Source organism: Hallella bergensis DSM 17361 (assembly GCF_000160535.1).
Taxonomy (GTDB): domain Bacteria; phylum Bacteroidota; class Bacteroidia; order Bacteroidales; family Bacteroidaceae; genus Prevotella; species Prevotella bergensis.
The window spans coordinates 22,758-45,510 of the sequence record NZ_GG704780.1; the positions used below are offsets into that span (position 1 = coordinate 22,758).

Consider the following 22,753-nt stretch of genomic DNA (forward strand, 5'->3'; position numbering starts at 1 on the left):
AGGAGCATGATGTTTGAATTTATTTACCAAATCCACAACAAAGCATCTTGTCGTGGGATACGAAACACCACCAATTGAAAGACTATCTAAATTCAAACTAATAGACTTTAGCGATTTTCCTGATGCACTTTCAATTATTGCATTACTTTCTTTTAATAAAATATGACACGAATCAACTGCAAAAGTAGAATCAATCATACAAACAGATGCGCCTGTATCTATTAGGGCTGAAACCTTCCGAGAAACTCCATTGTTGGACAATTTAACGTTTGTGTAGATCATATGGTCATTGAACGCTAATTGGTTTTGAGCACGTAGACTGCTAAGTGGTAATACTATAAACAAACTACAAAGAAATAAAAAACGGCATTTAAATTTCATACTATACATTATTTTTAGTTCGTAAATTGACAACTACATTTTTTTGTACCTTGTCTCTATAAACTGAACTTTCGCAAGTGATTTTTCAATTATCAGGCGGCATTTAATTTGTTGATTCTGTACAGTTGCACATAATTTCTTACTTGTGAAAATTCTGTTCAATTCGTTTACCAAAATTCGGTGATTTTTTCCGGAGCATCCAGAGAAAAAGACGCCATGTTTTGGCCGGTGGAATTTGACGAAATGAGCGGAATACAGCGGAGATTCTGCGATTACTATCTTTTGGCCATGCGATTTGAACTCATTCATCACTCGACTGAGTTCTTTTCGTCGTATGGTTAGGCCTTATCCGCATGATGGTTCGATACCCAACGGCAGGCGACAAAACAGGGTTCGAACGATCAATATTGTTAAGTGGTTGGTTGTCAGCCAACTGCAAATCATGTTTATTTTCGGGAATTTCGCATCAATGAGTTTATGTTTTCAAAATCTTGAAATTTGGAAGGGCATTTGTCAGGAAAAATGCCAGAAAATAAGATGGTTGGAGTGGGTGGCCATAGGCTTGGGCAAATCAGAACGGATAGCCTATGGCAAAATGGAGGCTCTGGTTGTCTTTGAACGAGCCGACATTGTAGAAGCCGCTCTTGTAGGGCACGTGCAGTCCAACACCCCAATCCACACGTATGACAAGGAAGTCGAGGTCGTAGCGCAGTCCCACGCCGGTGCCAAGTGCAGTCTCCCGAGGCAGGTTCTTGAGGTTGAACTTGCCTCCTTGGCGGTAGGTGGTGTGCATCTCCCATACGTTGCCGGCATCGAGGAACAGTGCACCATAGAGATTGCCGAAAAGGCGAGGCCGGTATTCAAGGTTGGCCAGCAAGCGTATGTCGCCCACTTGGTCGAGATAAGAAATATAGGTTCCGTCGTTGTTGTGATAGCTTCCCGGACCGATGAACCTCACGGTGTAGGCACGGATGCTGTTGGCTCCGCCCACATAGAATTGCTCGCTGTAGGGAGCGCCCGACGAGTTGCCGTAGGTCCAGATGGCGCCGGCATTGAAATGGGCTACCAAGCTGCTGTGCTCGGTGAGTCGCCAGGTCTTTGAAAAATCTGTTTCTAATTTCACAAACTGAGCATAGGGGTTGCCAAAGAGCCGCTTGTCCTTGTTGCCCCATTTGCTGCCCGCTGCCATATAGCCCAGCGAGAGCAGGTTGCCGGCTTCGCTTATCGTGGTCTGCCACCAGATGGGGTTGCGGTAAGTGCTGGGGCTGGTATAGGTGAAGGTGTATTGCAGTTTGGGCACAAACCTGTTGCGCATGGTGTAATACAAATAGGGATTTGCATCCATGATGGAGTCGAAGGATTGGGTGGAGCTTCTCATGTATTCGAATGAGAAGATGAGGGGGCTGAACTGATGGCGGGTGGTTGCCGATGGTTGGATGTTGTAGCTCCACTCTCCGGACACGACGTGCCGTTTGAAATAGTTGGCACGACTAATAATGTCGGAGGAAACCTTGAGCAAGGTGGTCGGCGTGGAGAAAAAGTTGTTGCGGCGGAATCGGCGGTGCAGTCGCTGGCGGAACATGTCGACAAAGGGGATGATGAGTCGCGGGAATTGCAACGATGCGTCGAAGCCGTACTCGTAGCTGTTGAATCGTGAGGATGTGCCTTCGGTGCGGTGCCCTGTCTGCCATTCATAGCTGCCGCGGAGGTTGATGTTGAGCAGTTCGCCGCCGCGGAAGGCGTTGCGCTTGGCAAATCCGATCACTACACCGGGGCCGAGGCGGTTGTTGGTCTTCCCGGTCATGTTCCCCTCGATATAAAAGTCGTATGGCCTGTCGAACACGCAGTTCAGCTTGAGGTCGAGTGTGTCGCTCAATCCGGTGGTGTCGCGGGGTGTAAAGCTAAAGTCTACGATGCTGAAGATGCCTGAACTGGTGAGTCGGGCGAAGCTCTCCTCGTGGTCGGCGCGCCTGTAGAGCTGGCGGGGGCGCAGCTTCATGGAGTTGAGAATCACGGAGGTGCGCAGCGGCGCGCGGCGACCGTTGTATCGGACAGTGAGAAAACGCCGCTTGGCGGAGTCGCGGAGTTGCTCTGCAAACTCCTTGCGCAGTTCTACGGCTACGTTTCCAATATACCATTTTCGCTTGGCCATCTCGGGAATGTTGGCCGCCTGTTGAAACTTCAGGAGCACCTTGCCGGGAACCGTCAGGGTGTCGGCAAGATAGGAAGCATAGGCGGGTTGGTAAAAATAGAAGCCGTTGTTGCGGAACAACTTGACGATGCGCATGCGTTCACCCTCAAGCGTGGACACATCGAAGGCGTCGCCCTTTTTGATCAGAGCCTCCGACATCGTACTGTCTATCAAGTGGTTGGCATTCTTCTGGAAATGCTTGTAGCTCAAGGTGTCCACAGTGAACAGATGGTCCATGTTGACCTTGTATTCGATCTTGGCTTTCTTGGGGTTACGCTGGGTGATAACCTTGTAGTCCACATTGCCCCGGAAGTATCCGTGGGCGCGCAGCACTTCCTTGGCTACCGAGGCGCGCAACGCGGGATTGACCCAGCTCATCAGCACCGGCTTGGAGCCGAACGAATTGAGCATCCATTTCTCAAAGCCGTCCTCGCTGCCTACATATTCGTTCCATATCCATAGGCCAAAGAGAAAAGGTGAGCGGATTTTGCTGCTCCCAAAGAGTGCCCCGTTGGGGGCGGTGGCCAGGGCAGCCTCAATCTCTTCTTGGGTGGTGATGAAGTGCTTGCCTTTCTCGGGTGCGTCGTATTTTATGCCCGACAGCCCCGTGAAGAGCTGGTCGCCATCGGGTATGCTCTTGGTGGTGGAGCATGCTGACAGCAGCACCGTGGCGATGAGACAGATGATGATGTGTTGTTTTCTCATTTCTTGATCGTATCTTGCCTGACGGAGTCGGTCAGAATCGGTTGCAACAGCTTGTCGCCCTTGTCGAACCGGAATATGTCCTTGAAGTGACTCAACTTGCGTTTCCACATAAATCCTGCACCGAACTTACTGACATCTCCCTCCAACCAGTCGTAGTCGTCGCGCATGTAAAACAGGTTGAGATACTTGTTGGACGTGGGACTGAGTCGGTATTCGAACGTGACGTTGTCGAAGAAGGTTTCTTCCTCGTAGTTGACGTCGGCCCCTGACGAGAGCTTGCCGCCAACAACGATGCGCAGTCGGTTGTTCCAGAATCGCTTGGCAAACTTAAAGGAATAGTCGGTGTGAAGCATGCCGCTGTTGTCGAAGGAGTTGTCAACGCCTAAGCTCACGTCCAACGTGCGCAGCGCCTTGTTTGAAATCTGGTTGATCTGACTGTTGAGGAAGGCGCTGAGAGCCGAGTTCATGGTAAATCCGGAGGTGTTGCCGTCGGACAGATACATGCCTGTGGTGAGCATGGTGACTGCGATTTTGCCCCGCTCCTCCTTGGACATGACTTGCAGTTGGTTGTGGATGGACATGTCCTCCGGTGCATCGATAATGAATTCCAAGCCCATGTCGTTGAGGGTTTTGGTGACAACCACACCGCTTTTGAACTTCACAACGCGCCCGTCACCGGAGCTACCGCCCACGGTAGACTTCGTTTCCTCCGTGGCTGTGAGGTTGAGAGTGGGGTTCATTGGGTCGCCACGGAACTGTATGTAGCTGTTTTCCTGGATGGTGAAGGTCTTGAGTGGGATGACGGGCATGGCGTATTTCATCTCGCCACTACCAATGGTGTATCGGCCGGTGAGATGCATTTCGTCCACCGGGTTGTAGCGCAAGCGCATGTCTCCACCGCCTACAATATCGATGTAGTTGGAGTGATCAGCGTTAAGATAGCACACAACGCGCGCGCCCTCATCAATGTTTATCGACATGTCCATGTTGAGACCGGTGAGCGGCGGACGGTTGATGACTTGCTTGGTGGTGTCTTCAAAGCTTACGAACTCTACCAATCCGTCCAACTGATTGTCGGTGGAGAGGGGTGAGTCCTTTAGGTTGTATTTGAGGTCTGTGGTGCCCAAGACTTCCAGTCGTCCGCGCATACGCAGGTTGTCGAGCAGTCCCTGCATGGTACCATAGAAGTTGACGTAGGCCTGTCCGTACGTGTCCGACCGTGTGTTTTCTTTCGAATCGATAAGCAGATAGTTGTTTGCCCGCATGCGGATATTCATGTTCATGCGGTCGGTATTGGCAAAGTCGAAGTAGCCTTGAACGTTGAGCGCACTTTCGTTGTGGGCAAACATCTCGAAGTTTTCAAAGAGCAGACGGCTGTTTTTGATCGTGACGGGATCGTTGGCAAAGCGCATTTCCACACCGTAAGGGTCGCTGAACATGTATGTGGAGTCAAGGTATACCTCACCGTTGACATTCGGACTGGATAGGGAACCCTTGATGGACAGCAAGCCTTCGGCGTATCCTTTGAAGCCGATAATCTTATCCGGAATGAACCCATTGGCCAAATCCAGGGGGAAACGTTCCAAGTCGACCGTTGCATCAAGGGTACCTGCACCCTTCGGGAAATAGGTTCCCGTGAGCACGCCGACCTCAGAGCCATTGTGAATCAGGATTCCATCTACATATTGTCCGCCGTCAGGACGTGGCATGTAAGTAAATTCGGAACCCACATCGCCCATCTCGTTGCCTTCGTAGGTTAGCTTGGCGATGTTCACAGACGATGAGACGGTCAGTTCGTTGGGTGTTTGCAGCATGTGGAAGTCGCCGTTCATCACGCCCCTGATGTCCGGAGTGAACGGTATCATGCCTATTACATCGCCTATGTCGAAGCGGCGGGTGCTCACCGTAATGTCTTGCAGCACGTCTCGGTTATTGTCGTTGCTGAAGATCTGGATGCCCATGCCATCATCCGCCCGCATTGCCATGTTGGCACTGACTCGGCCGTTGTCGCCCATGAAGATATAATTGCTGTCGTTCACGGAGAATTCCTTGTAGCCCAGAATAGGCTTGTCGCCCACTAAGTGCAGGCTGACTCCATGTTGCTCCATAGCGGCTTGCAGGGCAAGACGAATGCCGAGCGAGTCCTTCCAGTCGTATATTCTTGCTTTGGCATAGGTTCCCCGCTCGTTAATGGAACCATCGAGCAACGCATTGAAAACATAGTCGGGATTGTTCTTGCCATTGCGCACCTGTGCGGAATAGGTCATGTTTGAGGCGTCAGATATAAAGCGGAACCTGACGGTGTCTATCTGGAATCCGTTTACCATCAATGAGTCTGCATACGCATCTCCATTTAGTCCGGTATGGGGAGAGGAAGTCAGGTCGACGAACAAACTGCTCAGGCCATAGCCGTAATAGTTCAGGAATCGGCTCACGATGTTGTCTTTTCCGGAAACAAGATATAAGCGCGCTGCGGGCAGGTGGTTGCGTAGACTCTCCTTGTCGACCCGCTTGTTTTTAAGCTGGGTCTGCAACTCGGTTACAAAACCTTGGTTGTGTTTAATAAACTGTTCGTATCCGTCAGGCGACGACAGGTTCATCGTGAAGTCGCCTTGCTCGACAATAGCCCACGTGGTGTCCCGGGAGGTGCACACGTCAAGTTCCAACGTTCCGGGACGATACACGTTGGTTGGGTTTTTCAAGGTGATGTCGCTCATCGTGCCGCGCACGCGATACATATCCTTAAGGTTGGATGCCAGGTCGATATGGGCACATGCAGACAACAGCAACGTGTCTTCCGTGATGTTCAGGCTACGCATATCGATTTGGTCAAACTCCCCGGAAACGGTGCCCCGGAGTACTTTGCCGCGTGTAAGAGCGTCGACAGTAAAGTTGCCCTTGACCTGCGGGTTGTCGCTCCTGACGTGAGCCAGGACGCGCCCATTGCGGGCAGTCATCTCGATATCGGAGTTGTCGAGGCAATAGGTGTCGTATTGAAAATCCTGAATGCGGATGTTTGCAGCCATATGTGTGGCAGGAGACATGAAGTCTGTGCCCTTTCCCTGCGCATCAATAGTACCTGTAAAGGCATGCAGGTTCATGTGGGGCAGGAAGTTTTGCAGGGGCAAGGCCTTGGCGTTCAGCTTGGCTGTGTAAGCCATGCGGTCGATATCCAGCCCGACATGTCCTTTCACCGAGCCACCACCTTGTGTGGCAGAGAACGTGCTGGCATACTTGCTGCCTGCTATCTTCAGTCGGCCGTTCAGTCCAATTCCGTAGGGCAACCTGATGGTTTTCTGCATTTCCTTGTCCATCAAGGCCTTCACAAAGCCAAGGTCATATGTGTGGGCGTTGATGTCCAAGTCGGCCATCAACTGTTTGGGGGCGGTAATGTTTTTGGCAGAACCGCGAGTTTTCAGCTTGAATGCACCGGGCAAAACCAAATTTAGATTCTTGATTGCGGCATCCTTGAGGTTACCTTGAATATCCGCGACGGCAATCAGCGGTTTGGCCGGCCATCGACGCGCCAACTCCCTGGGCAGGCTGTTGCCCGCTATCGTGATGAGATCCTGCTTGCCGATCTGCCCCTTGAGTTGCATGCCGAGCTTACCCGGCTGCGTGTCGTCAAAGGCTTGGAGATCCATGTCGTAGGCAAGGCTCAACTCAGTACCTGCTTCGGTCTTGAGGTTCAGGTCGGGAAGCGCAAACCGAGTGCTGTCCATGGCCAACTTGCCCTGCAGGTTTTCCACCGCCAGTCCACTCTTCTCGCGAAAGGTGGCGGCAAGTATTTTCATGTCCAATTTGGAGTTGCAGTAGCGGAAGGAGTCGGCTTTCAGCTTAATTGCATCAAGCGACAGGTGACTGTAGTCCAATCCCTCAACCTTCGGCTCATAGTTCTTGTCGTATTGCAACCGTCCGTTGTTCCAGTCCAAATGCCCGACGGAGTATAGCCCCTGGTACAAATCCATATACGTATTCCTGGCTAAGGTTCGGCCCAGATAGGCTTTGACGGACAGCGTGTCGCCCGGCATGTGCAGGATGAAATCGGTATCTTCGACTTTTAATTGTGCCAGTTTGATTTTCCAAAAGTTCTCACTCGGCATGGTGTCAGGGATCACCGTGTCGGTCAGTGCAATGTCCAACACCGCGTCTCTGAGGGATGCATGGTTGATATTCACCCGTTCATCGTTCAGGTCGATGCCGTGGGCTTTGAGGTCAAGATGCCCCACGGTGCCCCTGATGCGGGCTGTGGGGATGAAGTTCGAGGTGTTCACCTTCATATGGTCGAAGGCCAGCTTGTCGATCATCACCTGTTTGTCGAAGAGCGGTCTCAGTTGCACATCGGCCACAACCCTGCCGATGTCGGCGACTGTATCTGTGACATGCTCAAGTGAATCGTTGGGCTGCAGCACTTTCACGTCTTCCAAAGCCAGGTCGAGCGGGAATGCCAGACTGACATGACCCACGCTGATCTGCAAGCCCATTTCTTGCGAGGCATACGCTGTGACCTGCTTTACCGCCCACTTCTGAAATGGAGGGAAGTAAAACAAAAGGCACAATACTATCATGAGAAGGACAGGAATCAAAATGCCTATTCCTACCCACTTTACATATTTTTTCATATCACAGGCGCATGCGTGATGTGCAAAGTAAATAAAAAAAGGGCAGAAACTACCCCTTTATAACAAAAAAAATCAATCGGAATGATGATTTTCCACATTTTCCGTAATGTCGTGCCACAACACATCATCAGGCAACGGGGAGTTCAGTGCGATTTGCTTTTTGGAAACCGGATGGGTAAACTCAACCCTGCGCGACAACAGGGAGATACTCCCATCGGGATTGCTGCGCTTGGCTCCATATTTCAAATCCCCCTTGACTGGGCACCCCATGTGGGATAGCTGACACCTGATTTGGTGGTGCCGCCCCGTGAGCAGATGTATTTCCAACAGGTTATAGTTTTCCGAATGAGCGATGAGCCGATAGTTCAGGATGGCTTTCTTGGAATCCGGCATCTCCTTGTCGTAGGCATAACTCTTGTTCTGTTTCGTGTTGCGAACCAGCCAGTTGGTCAGCGTGCCCATTGGGTTGGGAGGTGCATTCTTCGTAATTGCCCAGTAGGTTTTATGCACATCTCCTCGGCGAAACATGTCGTTGAGGCGTGCAAGAGCCTTGCTGGTGCGGGCGAAAATCACCAAGCCGGAGACGGGTCTGTCGAGCCGGTGCACCACGCCAAGGAACACAGCCCCCGGCTTGTGATACTTCTCCTTGATATACCCCTTCACTATTTCAGAGAGTGGGAGGTCGCCGGTCTTGTCGCCCTGCACGATTTCTCCACTCTCTTTGTAAACAATGATCAGGTGATTGTCTTCATAAACAACCCTCATTCTGTTCTCTTCTTGATGGCTTGAGTGATGATTACATGTTCATGCCGCCGTCCACCTGAATCACCTGGCCGGAAACATAGCTCGAAAGATCCGAAGCCAGGTAAACGGCTGTGTTGGCAATGTCTTCGACGGTACCGCCTCGCCGAAGTGGTATTTTGGAAATCCAGTCTTTGCGTATTTCATCGGGCAGCGCCTGCGTCATGGCCGTATCGATAAAGCCCGGCGCAATGGCATTGGCCCGGATGCCCTTGGGTCCCATCTCCTGCCCGATGCTCTTGGCCAGGGCGATCAGCCCCGCCTTGGATGCAGCATAGTTGGACTGTCCAGCGTTGCCATGCACACCCACAACACTGGCCATGTTGATAATACTACCACCGCGCTGACGCATCATGACGGGTATGCAGGCATGGATAAAGTTGAACGCACTCTTCAAGTTGACGGCAATCACGGCATCCCACTGCTGTTCGGTCATACGGAGCATCAGGCCATCCTTGGTTATTCCGGCGTTGTTCACCAATATGTCTATGGAGCCAAATTCCTCCTTCACCTGCTTCACCACCTGCTCAGACTCTGCAAAGTCAGCTGCGTTGCTGGCATAGCCCTTGACCTTCACGCCCAGTGCTGCAATCTCGCGTTCTGTGGCCAGCCCACCATGTTCCTCGTCAATGGCAAGGTCGGTGAACGCAATGTTTGCCCCCTCTTGTGCAAACTTCAGGGCAATGGATTTGCCAATACCACGGGCAGCACCCGTAATGAGGGCTGTCTTTCCAGTTAATAATCCTTCTTTACTCATGATATATTCAAAATTAATAAGTTGCTCGTTATTCAAAATCAAGGTTCTCCGGCCGGCAGCACGTTGTGCATACCCATTGGCAACCGCGTGCCTCTCAAGCCCCGCAAATTCCTGTGTGCCGCGTCCCACCTTTACGAATTGCAAATATACGTCAGTTTTTCTTTCCAGCCAAAGATATGGATAAGAATTGCATAGAGAAGGCAATGATGAGTGAACTATAATTCATAATTCATAATTCATAATTCACAATTTGGCTGCGCGTTGAGCAAGTTGATGCAACAGAAACTGTGGAAGGTTAATTGTGAAGAATGAAAAGTGAAGAGTGAAGAGTCAACGTGCAGCCAATTATACATTGTACATTGTTCATTATACATTATACATTGTTCATTGTAAAATAGTTTAACTAAAAATCGGGCATTCTCTTTTGCAGCATCCAGCGAAAATTGCGCCATGTTTTCGCGATAATCATTCCTCTGGATGAGCAAAATTTATCTGCCATGCCATGATTAGAATCTCATGGCAGTCCGTTTAAGGCTTCATCGTCCTGCGACTGAGCCCGAGTCATCTGGCCATAAGGCCTTCATCGCCCTGCCGTTGACTATCCAATCGCGACTGATTCAAACGAATCCGAAAGTGGGTTGTTTGTAACAGGCTGACTGTCAGCGCACTGCAAAAACTTGCAAAATTCACGAATTTCGGGCGTCCAGAGATTCATTTCAGAATACGCGAAACAGAAAAGCACTTTTGTCAAGAAAAATAGCCACAACGAATACCATCGGACGGTTAAGCGAGAAATAAAGTTTAGGTCTTTGGGCACTATTTCGCGAAAAATCCGTAAGTTTGCATGGGTGTTCTGCAAGCCCCGGAAGGATTGAACGCCCGCTCAACAAACCTGACAATAACCAACAGAAACTGATATGAAATCATTCGTTTTATCGCTTGCCTTGTTTCTTTGTTCGCTGGCCGGCCACGCACAGGCCAGAGAGACCGTGGCGATTTTCGGCGACTCCTATTCCACTTATGAGGGTTTCCTCACGCCGGACACCATGGAGACCTGGTATTACCAAACCCCCGACCTCAAGCGCACAGACGTATCCCATGTCCGACAAACGTGGTGGTGGCAGGTTGTCAGCGAGGGTGGCTACAAGCTCGGCATCAACAATTCCTGGTCGGGCGCCTGCATCTGTAACACCGGCTATGGCGACAGCGATGCCACCTATAGGTCGTTCCTGACCCGTGTCGACGCGCTGGGCACGCCCGACATCATCCTCGTCTTCGGAGGTACCAACGACGCGTGGGCCAAAGTTCCGCTGGGCGAATTCAAATACGACAACATCCGATTTGCCGACAAGTTCTGTTTCCGTCCGGCCCTGGCCAGCCTGCTTGCCCGCATGCAGGATCGCTATCCCAATGCAAGCCTGTATTTCATTTCGAACAGCGACCTCGACAAAAACTACACCAACTCCATCCACACCATTTGCAAGCACTACGGCGTGCCGGTCATCCAGTTGCACGATATCAGCAAGCAGAACGGGCATCCCAACATCAGCGGGATGAAGGCCATTGCCCGGCAGGTGCTGGCAGTCATCAAAAAGCCATAACGCCAGAAGAGCAGCAAGTTGCAACCCCGATAAAGTTCGAATTTATTTTTGGCACATGATGCGCCGCGCGAAGATTTGTGGTGCGAAGATTTGGAATTTAGAACAATTTTATATACCTTTGCGCCGAGTTTTCAACAGGACGGTCGGAAAGGCCGTTCGCGCATGCTTGTCATGCGGTTGCAGGACTCAACGGTACGAGCGTATGCTTACCATCGGGGTTCCGTAGCTCAGTTGGATTAGAGCAACAGCCTTCTAAGCTGTGGGTCTTGGGTTCGAATCCCAACGGAATCACCATGACAACGAAAGAGGATTTTGGAAACAAAATCCTCTTTCGTTGTTGATAGGCCCGACTAAAAAATCGTCGGACGCCTGACTTTTTATGTATTGGTAAGTTTAAAGCCCTGCCCGTTCCACTTCAGGGAAACGGGGGTAAGCATGGTCTTTATTTTTTGATTGTCCTCGGCGGAAAGCAGGGGCACGGACTGATACACGCTGAGGCTGTTGTCTGTTGGTGACAACGAGGCTGCCGCCAGCACAAAGCCCACCTTGTGAGAGAGTTCCTCGAATTTCTCCGGTGACATGGTGTCGGGGCGTGACAAAAGTGGATTTTCCCTATATTTGGCGAGGGGGTTGGCAATCGCAAGGGGTTGCCAGTCCTGGCTGTAGAAATAAACTTCGCTTTCCTGGCATGGTCCGCCCCAGGTCTTCACCAAGCAGAGTATGGAGTCGCCGCCTTCATGGGGTAGTCGTTTCAGCTCCATCTGCATGGACTCATTGAGGGTGAGGTGGATATAGTCGGAGGTAATGGTGTCCATTTTGCTTTCCCCCTGTAAGGCGTGGCGTACTTTTGCTTCCGCCCCCATGGCAATAAAATCCGTCATTTCCTGACGTTGGCTGCGCTCGATATACGGGATGATGGAGTCGGGTATCGACTGCCACAATTCTGTCATGGATTTCGAAGACAGGTCCATGGAGGTTGCAAGAATCAGTATCAACAAGAAAAGTTTCTTCATTTTGATAGGGTATCATGATATGGGGAAAGACCTTAAGTCCATGCAGCTGGCCATACGCGTGGTGCCGGCTTGGGCTATCTGCCTGCTCCGAATTCGATAGTTTGCGGGGAAATTATATGCTGAAAGGGCCGAAACGCATTTGCGTGGTCCACACGCCGTTACGGGGCGAAATGAAAATGGTAAACAGTCGGCCGTAGCCCAAAGGAGACGTTCCGCCGGCATAAAAAAGGTTGCCGTCGTCTTCGTAGTCCATCGACATGGAATAATCCTTTTCCATAATCTTGGCGATGGCACTCATCTTGGCTGTGGCCATTCTCTTGTTTTTCTGGTTCATGTAGCATCGCGCCTCGACCAACTTGCCGTTCTTGAATCTGAACGTGATCTCGTTCCATGTAAATCCTTTAAAAGATACATCCTTATAGGTGAGCACATTCGTGTCGGAGGATGTGGGTTCGCCCAGAGAGGCTTTGATGTTGGTGACGGCCTCTTGATAAGTTGTTCCAAACTTGATAGATTCGATACCTCGTGCGCTGACCGCTGTGGCACACATGAAACAAAGTCCCAGAATTGCTTTTCTCATTGCAGATGAATAACGATTTAGCTTAAAAGTTAACAAGTGGGATGCGATGCGACTATGGCGGAGGGTCGGGTTGAACGTTGCCAATAATCCATCGATGTCCCTGAATTACAGTGCAAAGATAAACAATAAAATGTAGGGGGGCAAGCAAATGGTGACTTTTATGGGTGACTTCATATTTTATGCAGCATAGTTTGTGCGATAAATGCAGCCAAGCGACGGTGGTAACCCCCGCGCCCTTGTTGGGTATAGGGGGATGAGGCATGGGTTAAGCACTTTTTGCAAACGGGTTAAACATGCGGCTTGATTTTCATTGTCCGTAGGTTTAATTAAGAAACCTAAACACCTATCGGGCTGATATTTTCGATTTGAAAGCTTGTGACATCCAAAAAAACTTTGTACTTTTACACCGTGAACAGCCCTCGAAACGCGTCAGAACGCAAATAAACGGCTTTAAATCGAATTTCAAGTAAAATAATATAACTCTTAAATGGACGAAAATCAGACGATTGATCACGACAGGATCATGAAGATTAACATCGAGGAAGAGATGAAGTCTTCCTACATCGATTACTCTATGTCGGTGATAGTATCTCGTGCGTTGCCCGATGTGCGAGACGGATTCAAGCCTGTGCACCGCCGTATTCTCTACGGAATGCTGGGTTTGGGCAATACCAGTGACAAACCTTATAAGAAATGTGCGCGCGTGGTCGGCGAGGTGCTGGGTAAGTATCACCCCCACGGCGACAGTTCGGTGTATGGTGCACTGGTACGTATGGGTCAGGAGTGGAACATGCGCTACAAGCTCGTAGACGGTCAGGGAAACTTCGGAAGTGTGGACGGTGACTCGCCGGCTGCCATGCGTTACACGGAGTGTCGCCTCTCGAAGATGGGCGAACACATCATGGACGACATCGACAAGGATACGGTGGACATGGTCAACAACTTCGATGACACGTTGACCGAACCGGCCGTGATGCCGACGCGGGTGCCTAACCTGCTGGTGAACGGTGGTAATGGTATCGCCGTGGGTATGGCTACCAATATTCCCACGCACAACTTGGGCGAGGTGATTGATGGTTGCTGTGCCTTTATCGACAATCCGGAGATTGACACTGAGGGCCTGATGCAGTATATCCCGGCACCCGACTTCCCGACCGGTGCGTATATATATGGTATACAGGGCGTGAAAGATGCCTACGAGACCGGACGCGGACGTGTGGTGATGCGCGCCAAGGCCGAAATAGAAAGTGACGAGAGTCATGATCGCATTGTGGTGACAGAGATTCCCTACGGCGTGAACAAGCAGCAGTTGATCGAATATATTGCTGAACTCGTGAAGGAGGGAAAGATTGAGGGCATCTCCAATGTGAACGATGAGACCGGTCGTCAGGGCATGCGTATTGTGGTTGACGTGAAGCGCGATGCCAATGCGCGCGTGATCCTGAACAAACTTTTCAAGATGACGGCGCTGCAGAGTTCGTTCTCGGTGAACAATATTGCGCTGATTCCGAACAAGAGCAACCACGCACAGCTCCGACCGAAATTGTTGTCGCTGCGCGAGTGCATCAGCTACTTTATCGATCATCGCCACGAGGTGACGATTCGTCGCACAAAGTTCGACCTCAGGAAGGCGCAGGAGCGCGCACACATCTTGAAGGGTCTGATTATTGCCTGCGACAACATTGACGAGGTGGTGCATATTATCCGTGGCAGCAAGACTCCCGCGGAAGCACAGGCCAATTTGGAAAAGCGTTTCGAGTTGGACAATCTCCAGTCGAAGGCCATTGTCGACATGCGCCTGTCGCAGCTCACGGGGCTCCGCATGGATCAGCTGCATGCCGAATACGAGGATTTAATGAAGCTGATCGACGAATTGCAGTCTGTTCTCGATGATCCTGAGAAATGCAAGGAGGTGATGAAGACGGAACTTCAGGCAGTGAAGGCCAAATACGGTGATGAGCGCCGCACCAGAATCATACTTGATGAGCATGAGTTCAATGCGGAGGACTTCTATCCCAATGACCCAGTGGTCATTACGGTGAGCCATTTGGGCTACATCAAGCGTACGCCATTGAGCGATTTCCGCGAACAGGCGAGGGGTGGAGTAGGGTCCAAGGGCGCGCATACGCGTGACAAAGACTTTACTGAATACATTTATCCGGCAACGATGCATCAGACGATGATGTTCTTCACCAAGAAGGGACGCTGCTACTGGTTGCACTGCTACGATATCCCGGAAGGCGACAAGACCTCGAAGGGACGAGCTATACAGAACCTGCTCAACATCGATCCGGACGACTCTGTGAATGCTTTCCTGCGTTTGCGCGGTCGCGGATTTGAGGACGAGGAGTTTGTGAACAGTCACTACGTTGTGTTTGCAACCAAGAATGGTACGGTGAAGAAGACCAATCTGAAGGAGTATTCCCGCCCGCGTGCCAACGGTGTGATTGCTATCAATATTGTTGAGGGCGATGAGGTTGTGGATGTTCGACTGACCAACGGAAACAACGAATTGATCTTAGCCAACCGCAACGGGCGTGCCGTTCGTTTCGACGAGCAAGCCATCCGTTCAATGGGTCGAGTGTCTACGGGCGTTCGAGGCATGCGCATCGACGACGAAGGTGATGCCGTGGTTGGTATGATTGTCGTGAACAATGCGGAGACCGAGACGGTGATGGTTGTGAGCGAGGAAGGCTATGGCAAGCGTTCGGATGTGGCCGATTACCGCAAAACCAATCGCGGTGGAAAGGGCGTGAAGACCATGTCTATTACCGAAAAGACCGGCCGATTGGTTGCCATCAAGAATGTTACCGACGAGAACGACCTCATGATTATCAATAAGAGCGGCATCGTTATACGTCTGGCCGTGGCCGAAGTTCGCGTCATGGGACGTGCCACACAAGGTGTACGGCTGATCAACCTTGCCCGGAAGAACGACACGATAGCCAGTGTGTGCAAGGTGATGTCGTCAGAATTGGCTGCTGCTGAAGAGGAAGAAAAGCAGGAAGCAGAGTCTGACGGTGCGCAGGTTGACTTGTCGGACAATGCTTCTGAAGCTTCAAGCGAGAGCCGCGATGCCGATTCTTCTGCAGGAGATGATGAAATTCTCGACTTCGAGAAGTAACAACAGCTCCCCGTCGCACGTCTTGACTATGGGAGAGTTGTAAAAAAGAATATACACATTAAAATTATAAGACAATGAAAAAGTTAATGATGGCAGCTTTGATGATGCTCAGCACGTCGGCTGTCTTTGCAGGAGACAGTGATGCCCTGAAGGCTATCACCAAGTCAAAGGAATATGCAGAGGCTATGCAACTGCTCAAGAGTAACCTTTCTCAGCTTGCTGACAACAAGGAGAAAGCCAAGGCATACGAGCACGTTACTAAACTCGCCTTGGGAAAATTCGACAAGGAAAATGCTGTTCAGGCGGCTAACATGCAGGCCAAGCTGACCAAGACCAAAGAGCAACCGTATGACACGCTGGGATTCTACCAAGCTGCTTACGATGCCACCGTCAATGGATTGGAGTGCATCAAGTATGATGCCATGCCGGACGCCAAAGGCAAAGTGAAGCCCAAGTATACGGACGGCCTTGTTCCTTTGGTTTCAAATGCACGCATGCAGCTGGTTACTGCCGGTAACTATTATGCGCAGAGCGGAAACAGTGAAAACGTTTTGAAGTACTGGGGACTGTTCCTCGACTCCGACGATAATCCTGTTTTTAAGGGCGCCAAAGAGCAAGAAGCTCAGTTCTTGGGGCAGGTAGCTTACTACACTGCACAGTATGCCAACCAGGCAGGACAGTATGAACGCGCTCTCAAGTATGCCGATATTGCCATGCAGGATGCAGAGATGCGCAAGCAGGCCGAAACACTCAAGTATGCCATTGCACAGCGCAACTTGAAGACTCATGCAGATTCTGTGAACTATGTAGGTCAGATTAAAGCTCTGTATGATCAGGATCCATCCAACGAGATGGCCTTCGGGACCTTGTGTAACATGTACAGCGGACTCGGCATGACGGCAGAATTGGATGCTGTTATCGCTGATAAGTTGGCTAAGGATCCCAATAACTTCACGGCTTGGGCATTGAAAGGACAGACCCTGATGAACCGTAATTCCACGGCCGAGAAACCCAATTGGGACGAGTGCATCGATGCTTTCAAGAAGGCAGTCCAGATTGACGACACGAACCCTGTGGTTTTAACCTACCTCGGTTTCTGTATCAACGCCAAGGCTTCGCTCATTAACGAGGACCGCGCGGCTCAGAAAACCCTGTACCAAGAGTCTATGGGCATCCTGGAAAAAGCCAAGTCTTTAGATCCCAACCGCGAGAAAGCCAACTGGGCTTACCCCTTGTACCAGTGCTACTATCTGGTTTATGCAGCCGATGATCCCCGCACGTTGGAGATGGAGAAGTTGCTCAAGCAATAATGAATCAGTATAGAACAGCCCCATTTTCAACCCAAGATTGAATGGGGCTGTTTGCTAAATTCACATTCGTCGAGCATTTCAGGCCGAGTAAATCTTCGGATTTACCATTGTGTTGTGTCTCGAATGCCGACTTCTGTACTCAGGATAGGAAATAAGGATTGGGATAAAATGAAGAGAAGGATAATTCACATACTCGTACTTTTAATGGTTTGCAGTGGAGTTTTCTCGCAGAAAAGAGAAATCTCTACAGCCCGTGATTGGGTCAAGAAGGGTAAAAACTTGGAGAAAGCCGAGCAGTCGATGCAGATTCTTTTGAAGGATTCGGCCAACCGGCATAATACAAAAATATGGGACGTTCTGTTCGAAAGCTTGCGCAAACAATATGAGCAGGGTAACGAAAAACTCTATTTGAACCAGAAGTATGACACCGTTTCTCTGTTTAATATTGCGTCCCGCCTGTTCACCGTCATGGTTGCTTACGATTCTATCGACGCCTTGCCGGACAAGAAGGGACGTGTCAAGCTGGAATACCGCAAGACCAATGCCGAACTTCTCAACACCTTGCGCCCGAACCTTTATAATGGGGGCGTGTTCTTGATACGCAAACAGAAATATCCGGAAGCATACAACATGCTTTGCCAATACCTCAACACCGTTGACCAACCGCTGTTTCAGTCCTATCGCTACGCTGAGAAAGATAGGATGCTGCCCACCGTCTCTTATTGGGCAACCTATTGTGGTTATAAGATGAAGGACACCGCCAAGGTGATGCGTCATGCACCTCTGGCTTTGAAAGACATGACTCATCATGAGATGGTGCTGCAATATCTGTCGGAGAATTATTTGCAGATGAAGGATACAGCCATGTATATCAAGACGCTGAAAGATGGTTTCGAGCTTTATCCTGCTACGTCGTTCTTCTATTCACATTTGGTGGATTATTATTCACATGAAAAGCGTTGGGACAAGGCTTTGGACCTAACGAACAGGGCAATGAAGGTAGACAACAGTAATGTGGTGTATCATGTTACGAAGAGTTCGCTGCTCTTGAACTTGGGAGAATACGACAAAAGTTTTGCCATCAGCGATTCGTTGCTGCAGGTGAATGATAGTTTGCCCGAAGCCTACCTGAATGCTGGTCTTGCCAAGTTTAACAAAGGCGTCACCATGGACAAAGCAGTGCATCAGAGTGCAAGCCGCAAAAAAGTAATCCGCAACTACTATCGTGAGGCCATGCCCTACTTAGAGACATACCGCAAGATGCGCGAGGACAAAGTGGATACATGGGGATTACCCCTCTATACCATCTATTTGAACCTGAATATGGGTAAACAGTTTGACGAAATAGACAAACTGATGAAGAAATAAAGAGTTATTTATCCGAAGTTTAGCTGCTTGAGCCTTGCCCGCAATTCGCCCGCAAGGCTTTTGCGTATAGACAGAACCACTTCGCAAGACAGTTCAAACTTCTGCGCCACAATGCGTGCGTCCATATCCTTTACCACTCTCATCACCCCGTTCATCATGGGGTAGGAGAATGAGAAAGTAACTTCCTCCTCCACCAGACGCTCTACGATTTCGCAATGCGCTATGGCATCTGCGGCTGCCGTTCGGTAGGCTACAATCAGTCCTCCCGTACCCAGGTTGACTCCACCATAATAGCGAATGACGCAAATCAAGATGTTGGTCAGTTCCTTGGAGTTAATCTGTCCGAGTATAGGCTTGCCTGCTGTCGACGAGGGTTCTCCATCGTCGTTAGCTCGATACGCCGAGCGGTCGGCTCCCAGCATATAGGCATAGCAGCAATGGCGTGCGTCGTAATATTTCTTTCGATAGCCGTCAACGATTTTCTTCACCTCTTCGGCACTTTCCACATGATGAGCAAAGGCGAGGAACTTACTCCGTTTCTCGGTGTAATATCCCTCGCCTGTGCCTTGTATCGTCTTGTAACTATCGTTCATTCATACGATTGGGGAAACGTCCTTCCCCAATTTCTCAATCGTTAAGTTTGTGAATAATCAACCCTGAGCGCAACTTCGGCTCAAACCATGTAGCCTTGGGAGGCATGATTTTACCGGAATCGGCAATGCTCATAATCTGTTTCATCGAGACCGGATAGAGTGCCAAGGCCCAGCGCATTTCTCCGCTGTCCACCCTCCGCTTCAGTTCCTTGAGTCCGCGAAGTCCACCCACGAAGTCGATTCGGTTGTCTGAGCGCAGGTCGGTAATCCCCATGAGTTTGTCGAGAATCAGGCGACTTGAAATGTCAACGTCGAGCACGCCGATGGGATCATTGTCATCATAGGTGCCTGGTTTGGCCACAAGGCTGTACCAGCAGTTGTCTAAATAAAGCGAAAACTCATGAAGATGTTGAGGCTTATACTCGTCCTCGCCTTTCTTCTCAACCGTGAAGTCCTGCTCCAATGCCTTGAGAAACTCCTCAGCACTCATGCCGTTGAGATCTTTCACCACACGGTTGTAGTCGAGAATCGTGAGCTGTGAAGCCTGGAAGCATACGGCCATGAAATAGTTGTATTCCTCCTTGCCGTTGTGCTTGGGGTTCTGGCGTGCCATCTCTGCTCCCACGAGGGCAGCGGCTGCCGACCGATGGTGACCGTCGGCAATATACAAGCTTGGCATTTTGGCAAACTCGTTGGTGATGGTCTTCAGGTCATCGCTGGCTGTGATAACCCAGAACTGGTGACGAATTCCGTCATCATCAGCCGTGAAGTCATACTCGGGTTCTGTGTCAGCGTAGCGCACGATGAGTTTGTCGAGCACGTCGTTGTCAGGATAGGCAAAGAATACCGGTTCAATATTGGCGTTGCACACCCGTACATGTTTCATCCGGTCCTCCTCCTTCTCGTGGAGTGTCAGCTCATGCTTTTTGATAACACCAGTCAGGTAGTCCTGCACGTATGCACCCACCACGAGTCCGTATTGTGTCTTCCCGTTCATGGTTTGGGCATAGATATAATAGTGGTCGTCGTTGTCTTGTACCAGCCATCCCTTTTCCTGAAACATTTTGAAGTTCTCGGCCGCACTCTGATACACCCTTGTGTCATATTCAGAAGTGCCCGGTTCAAAGTTGATTTCAGGTTTAGTGATGTGGTATAGCGATTTCTCATTGCCGGCGGCTTCTGCCCGTGCTTCTTCAGAATTCAGCACGTCATACGGACGGGCTGCCACTTGCTCGACATACTTTTGGGGTGGACGAACACCCTTGAAAGGTTTTATTGTAGCCATATCATTTTTTTGTTTATATCACAGCGAATGACCTCAATGCACCATGCAACGCTTGGGGTTTAGACCCCAAGACCCAGAGGTTGTCCTGCCATGATGTTGTCACGCCCTCATCCCCATGGACAACTGCCGCAACGGGGACGAGGGAACATACTGTTTATTTGTTCACCTGGAAGCGAGTGTCCCCGTCCTTGAAGTAGGCATTGATTTGCTTAACAGCTGCAATGCCGGCATTGATGTTGGCCTCGGCGGTTTGTGCACCGATCTTCTTGGGCGTGGAGAAGTAGCGTCCCTCAAACTTCCGAAACTCTGCGTCTGCATCCGGCATGATGTCGGTAATGTATTTGAGGTCATCGCGTTCAGACATGAGCTTGAGCAGTCCGGGTTCGTCGATCACTTCCTTGCGGGCTGTGTTGATCAGGACAGCACCCTTGCCCATCTGGTTGACCACGTCATAGCCAATGCTCTGCTTGGTCTCAGCGTTTGCCGGGATATGCAGCGTGACGATGTCGCACGATTTGAACAGGCTGTCCCGGCTGGCCACGGCGTGCACACCGGCACTCTCGATAACGTCTTTTGGACAATACTCGTCGTATGCATAGACCTGCATGCCAAAGCCCATGGCCACGCGTGCAACATTGCGCCCTACGTTTCCGAAGGCCAGAATGCCAAGCTTCTTGGTCTTGAGTTCCCTGCCGGGTTTGCCATTGTAGAAGTTGCGCATGGCATAAACCAGGAGTCCGAATACCAATTCGGCCACCGCGTTGGAGTTTTGTCCCGGTGTGTTTTCCACCACAATATTTTTTTCCTTGGCGTGTGCCGTGTCGATAGAATCATATCCGGCACCTGCGCGGACGATAATTTTCATGTTTTTTGCTGCGTCCAGCACATCGGGCGTAATCTTGTCTGAGCGCACGATCATGGCGTCGGCGTCGGCCACGGCGTCCAATAATTGCTGTTTGTCGGTATATCTTTCCAGCAGCACAACCTCATGTCCGGCGGCCTGTGCCTCCTCCTTGATTCCTTCAACAGCAACAGCTGCAAAGGGTTTCTCTGTAGCAACGAGTATTTTCATAGTTCTGATGTTTAATGGTTTGATGTTATCATGAACAGACAATCCCTTCCCATAGCAGGAAGGGATCGTACGGTTTAGTGTTGAGCTTCAAAATCCTTCATGGCTTTCACAAGCTCGTTAACGCCTTCAATGGTCTGTGCGTTATAGCAGCTGGCGCGGAATCCGCCCACCGAGCGGTGGCCCTTGATACCCACCATGCCGCGCTCTGTGGCAAAGTCGAGGAAGGGCTTCTCGAGGTCTTTGTATTCCTCGTTCATCACGAAGCAGATGTTCATCAGCGATCGGCTGTCTTCTTCCACCGTGCCATGGAACAGTTTGTTGCGGTCTATCTCGCCATAGAGAATCTCAGCACGCTCCTTGGCGCGGCGATCCATTTCGGTCACACCGCCCTGAGCTTTCACCCAGCGCATGGTTTCCAAGAGTGAGTATATAGGCACAACGGGTGGGGTGTTGAACATCGAACCCTTTTCCACGTGGGTGGAATAATTGAGCATGGTGGGCACCTCGCGATTCATCTTGCCCAGCATGTCATCTTTCACAATAATCATGGTCACACCTGCCATGGCCATGTTTTTCTGCGCACCAGCATAGATGGCGGTGTATTTCGAAACATCGACCGGCCGACTCATGATGTCAGAAGACATGTCGCCAATCAGGGGCACCGGACAATCCATGTCCTCGCGGGTCTCTGTGCCGTAGATGGTATTGTTGGTGGTGATGTGCAGATAGTCCAAGTCAGTGGGAATTTCAAAATCCCGTGGCATGTATGTATAGTTCTTGTCGGCAGAAGAAGCAACCTCGACCACCTCGCCATAGAACTTAGCCTCTTTCAAGGCTTTCTTGGCCCAAGCGCCGGTGTTGAGATATCCGGCCTTCTTGATCAGGAAGTTTGCAGGAATCTGGGTGAATTGCAATGAGGCACCGCCTCCGAGGAAGATAACGGAGTAGCCCTCCGGAATATTCAGCAATTCTTTAACTAAGGAAACAGCCTCGTCTACTACGGGTTGGAAATCCTTTGCGCGGTGGCTGATTTCCATAATCGACAAACCTGAACCGTTGAAGTCTAAGATTTGCTTTGCAGTGTTTTCGATCACTTCGCGGGGCAACATAGAAGGACCTGCATTAAAGTTATACTTCTTCATACACATAATATATTATAAAGGTTTATTTCGTTTGCGTTAATAGGGTTATATCTATCTGCAAACTTATGATTTTAATTTCAAATAGACAAATAAATCTGCGGTTTTTTGATGGGAAGCCAAATAATAAGAAATAAGAGTGAAGAGTGAGGAGTTAAGAGATAAGAGTGAAGAGTGAAGAATCACCGCGCAGCCAATTATGAATTATGAA

The 22,753-nt window shown here is 50.2% G+C and carries 15 protein-coding genes and 1 tRNA gene; 5 read left to right on the top strand and 11 right to left on the bottom strand.

What is annotated here, in order from left to right; translation table 11 throughout:
- The 5 genes from HMPREF0645_RS13080 to fabG form a co-directional block, all read right to left on the bottom strand.
- On the bottom strand, positions 1-381 hold a 381-nt coding region (locus HMPREF0645_RS13080), incomplete at its 3' end, for a retropepsin-like aspartic protease (protein ID WP_169305450.1).
- 571 nt (positions 382-952) lie between these two features.
- A complete protein-coding gene (gene tamL / locus HMPREF0645_RS00100) occupies positions 953-3,277 on the bottom strand; it encodes a translocation and assembly module lipoprotein TamL (protein WP_007172727.1) in 2,325 nt (774 codons plus the stop codon).
- On the bottom strand, positions 3,274-7,899 hold the full coding sequence (locus HMPREF0645_RS00105; RefSeq protein WP_007172728.1) for a translocation/assembly module TamB domain-containing protein: 4,626 nt from the start codon (positions 7,897-7,899) through the stop codon (positions 3,274-3,276). Before HMPREF0645_RS00105 ends, tamL begins: the two co-directional genes overlap by 4 nt.
- Positions 7,900-7,971: 72 nt before the next feature.
- Positions 7,972-8,664: an RluA family pseudouridine synthase gene (locus tag HMPREF0645_RS00110; protein WP_007172729.1), complete on the bottom strand. Its 693-nt coding sequence runs from the start codon at positions 8,662-8,664 to the stop codon at positions 7,972-7,974.
- Between the two features lie 31 nt (positions 8,665-8,695).
- Positions 8,696-9,457 (bottom strand): 3-oxoacyl-[acyl-carrier-protein] reductase, encoded by a 762-nt coding sequence (gene fabG, locus HMPREF0645_RS00115; RefSeq protein WP_044123183.1) that lies wholly within the window; start codon positions 9,455-9,457, stop codon positions 8,696-8,698.
- A 917-nt stretch (positions 9,458-10,374) separates the two neighbouring features.
- Between fabG and HMPREF0645_RS00120 the strand changes: the two genes are divergently transcribed.
- Positions 10,375-11,058: an SGNH/GDSL hydrolase family protein gene (locus HMPREF0645_RS00120; RefSeq protein ID WP_007172731.1), complete on the top strand. Its 684-nt coding sequence runs from the start codon at positions 10,375-10,377 to the stop codon at positions 11,056-11,058.
- A 216-nt stretch (positions 11,059-11,274) separates the two neighbouring features.
- Positions 11,275-11,352, top strand: a tRNA-Arg gene (locus HMPREF0645_RS00125).
- A gap of 83 nt (positions 11,353-11,435) precedes the next feature.
- On the opposite strand, the gene HMPREF0645_RS00130 is transcribed toward HMPREF0645_RS00125, so the two are convergent.
- Together HMPREF0645_RS00130 and HMPREF0645_RS00135 are read right to left on the bottom strand one after the other, a co-directional pair.
- Entirely contained in the window at positions 11,436-12,071 is a 636-nt protein-coding gene (locus HMPREF0645_RS00130; protein WP_044123091.1) for a DUF3256 family protein, read from the bottom strand.
- A gap of 112 nt (positions 12,072-12,183) precedes the next feature.
- Positions 12,184-12,651, bottom strand: a complete 468-nt coding sequence (locus HMPREF0645_RS00135) for a hypothetical protein (protein WP_007172734.1) — start codon at positions 12,649-12,651, stop codon at positions 12,184-12,186.
- A gap of 487 nt (positions 12,652-13,138) precedes the next feature.
- On the opposite strand from HMPREF0645_RS00135, the gene gyrA reads away from it, so the two are divergent.
- The 3 genes from gyrA (at position 13,139) to HMPREF0645_RS00150 (ending at position 18,453) form a co-directional block, all read left to right on the top strand.
- Positions 13,139-15,775: a DNA gyrase subunit A gene (gene gyrA, locus HMPREF0645_RS00140; protein WP_007172736.1), complete on the top strand. Its 2,637-nt coding sequence runs from the start codon at positions 13,139-13,141 to the stop codon at positions 15,773-15,775.
- A gap of 74 nt (positions 15,776-15,849) precedes the next feature.
- The gene (locus HMPREF0645_RS00145; protein ID WP_007172737.1) at positions 15,850-17,085 is read left to right on the top strand and encodes a tetratricopeptide repeat protein; all 1,236 of its coding nucleotides are present in this window, start codon (positions 15,850-15,852) and stop codon (positions 17,083-17,085) included.
- 168 nt (positions 17,086-17,253) lie between these two features.
- Positions 17,254-18,453, top strand: coding sequence for a tetratricopeptide repeat protein (locus tag HMPREF0645_RS00150; protein WP_044123093.1), 1,200 nt, complete (start codon positions 17,254-17,256; stop codon positions 18,451-18,453).
- Between the two features lie 8 nt (positions 18,454-18,461).
- On the opposite strand, the gene HMPREF0645_RS00155 is transcribed toward HMPREF0645_RS00150, so the two are convergent.
- From HMPREF0645_RS00155 to serC, 4 genes are all read right to left on the bottom strand, one after another.
- Positions 18,462-19,046 carry an IMPACT family protein gene (locus tag HMPREF0645_RS00155; protein WP_007172739.1) on the bottom strand — a complete coding sequence of 195 codons (585 nt, stop codon included), beginning with the start codon at positions 19,044-19,046 and terminating at the stop codon, positions 18,462-18,464.
- A gap of 34 nt (positions 19,047-19,080) precedes the next feature.
- Positions 19,081-20,331 (bottom strand): DUF1015 domain-containing protein, encoded by a 1,251-nt coding sequence (locus HMPREF0645_RS00160; protein ID WP_007172740.1) that lies wholly within the window; start codon positions 20,329-20,331, stop codon positions 19,081-19,083.
- 154 nt (positions 20,332-20,485) lie between these two features.
- Positions 20,486-21,403 (bottom strand): NAD(P)-dependent oxidoreductase, encoded by a 918-nt coding sequence (locus tag HMPREF0645_RS00165; RefSeq protein WP_007172741.1) that lies wholly within the window; start codon positions 21,401-21,403, stop codon positions 20,486-20,488.
- Positions 21,404-21,477: 74 nt separating this feature from the next.
- On the bottom strand, positions 21,478-22,545 hold the full coding sequence (serC, locus tag HMPREF0645_RS00170; protein WP_007172742.1) for a 3-phosphoserine/phosphohydroxythreonine transaminase: 1,068 nt from the start codon (positions 22,543-22,545) through the stop codon (positions 21,478-21,480).
- Positions 22,546-22,753 lie beyond the last annotated feature (208 nt).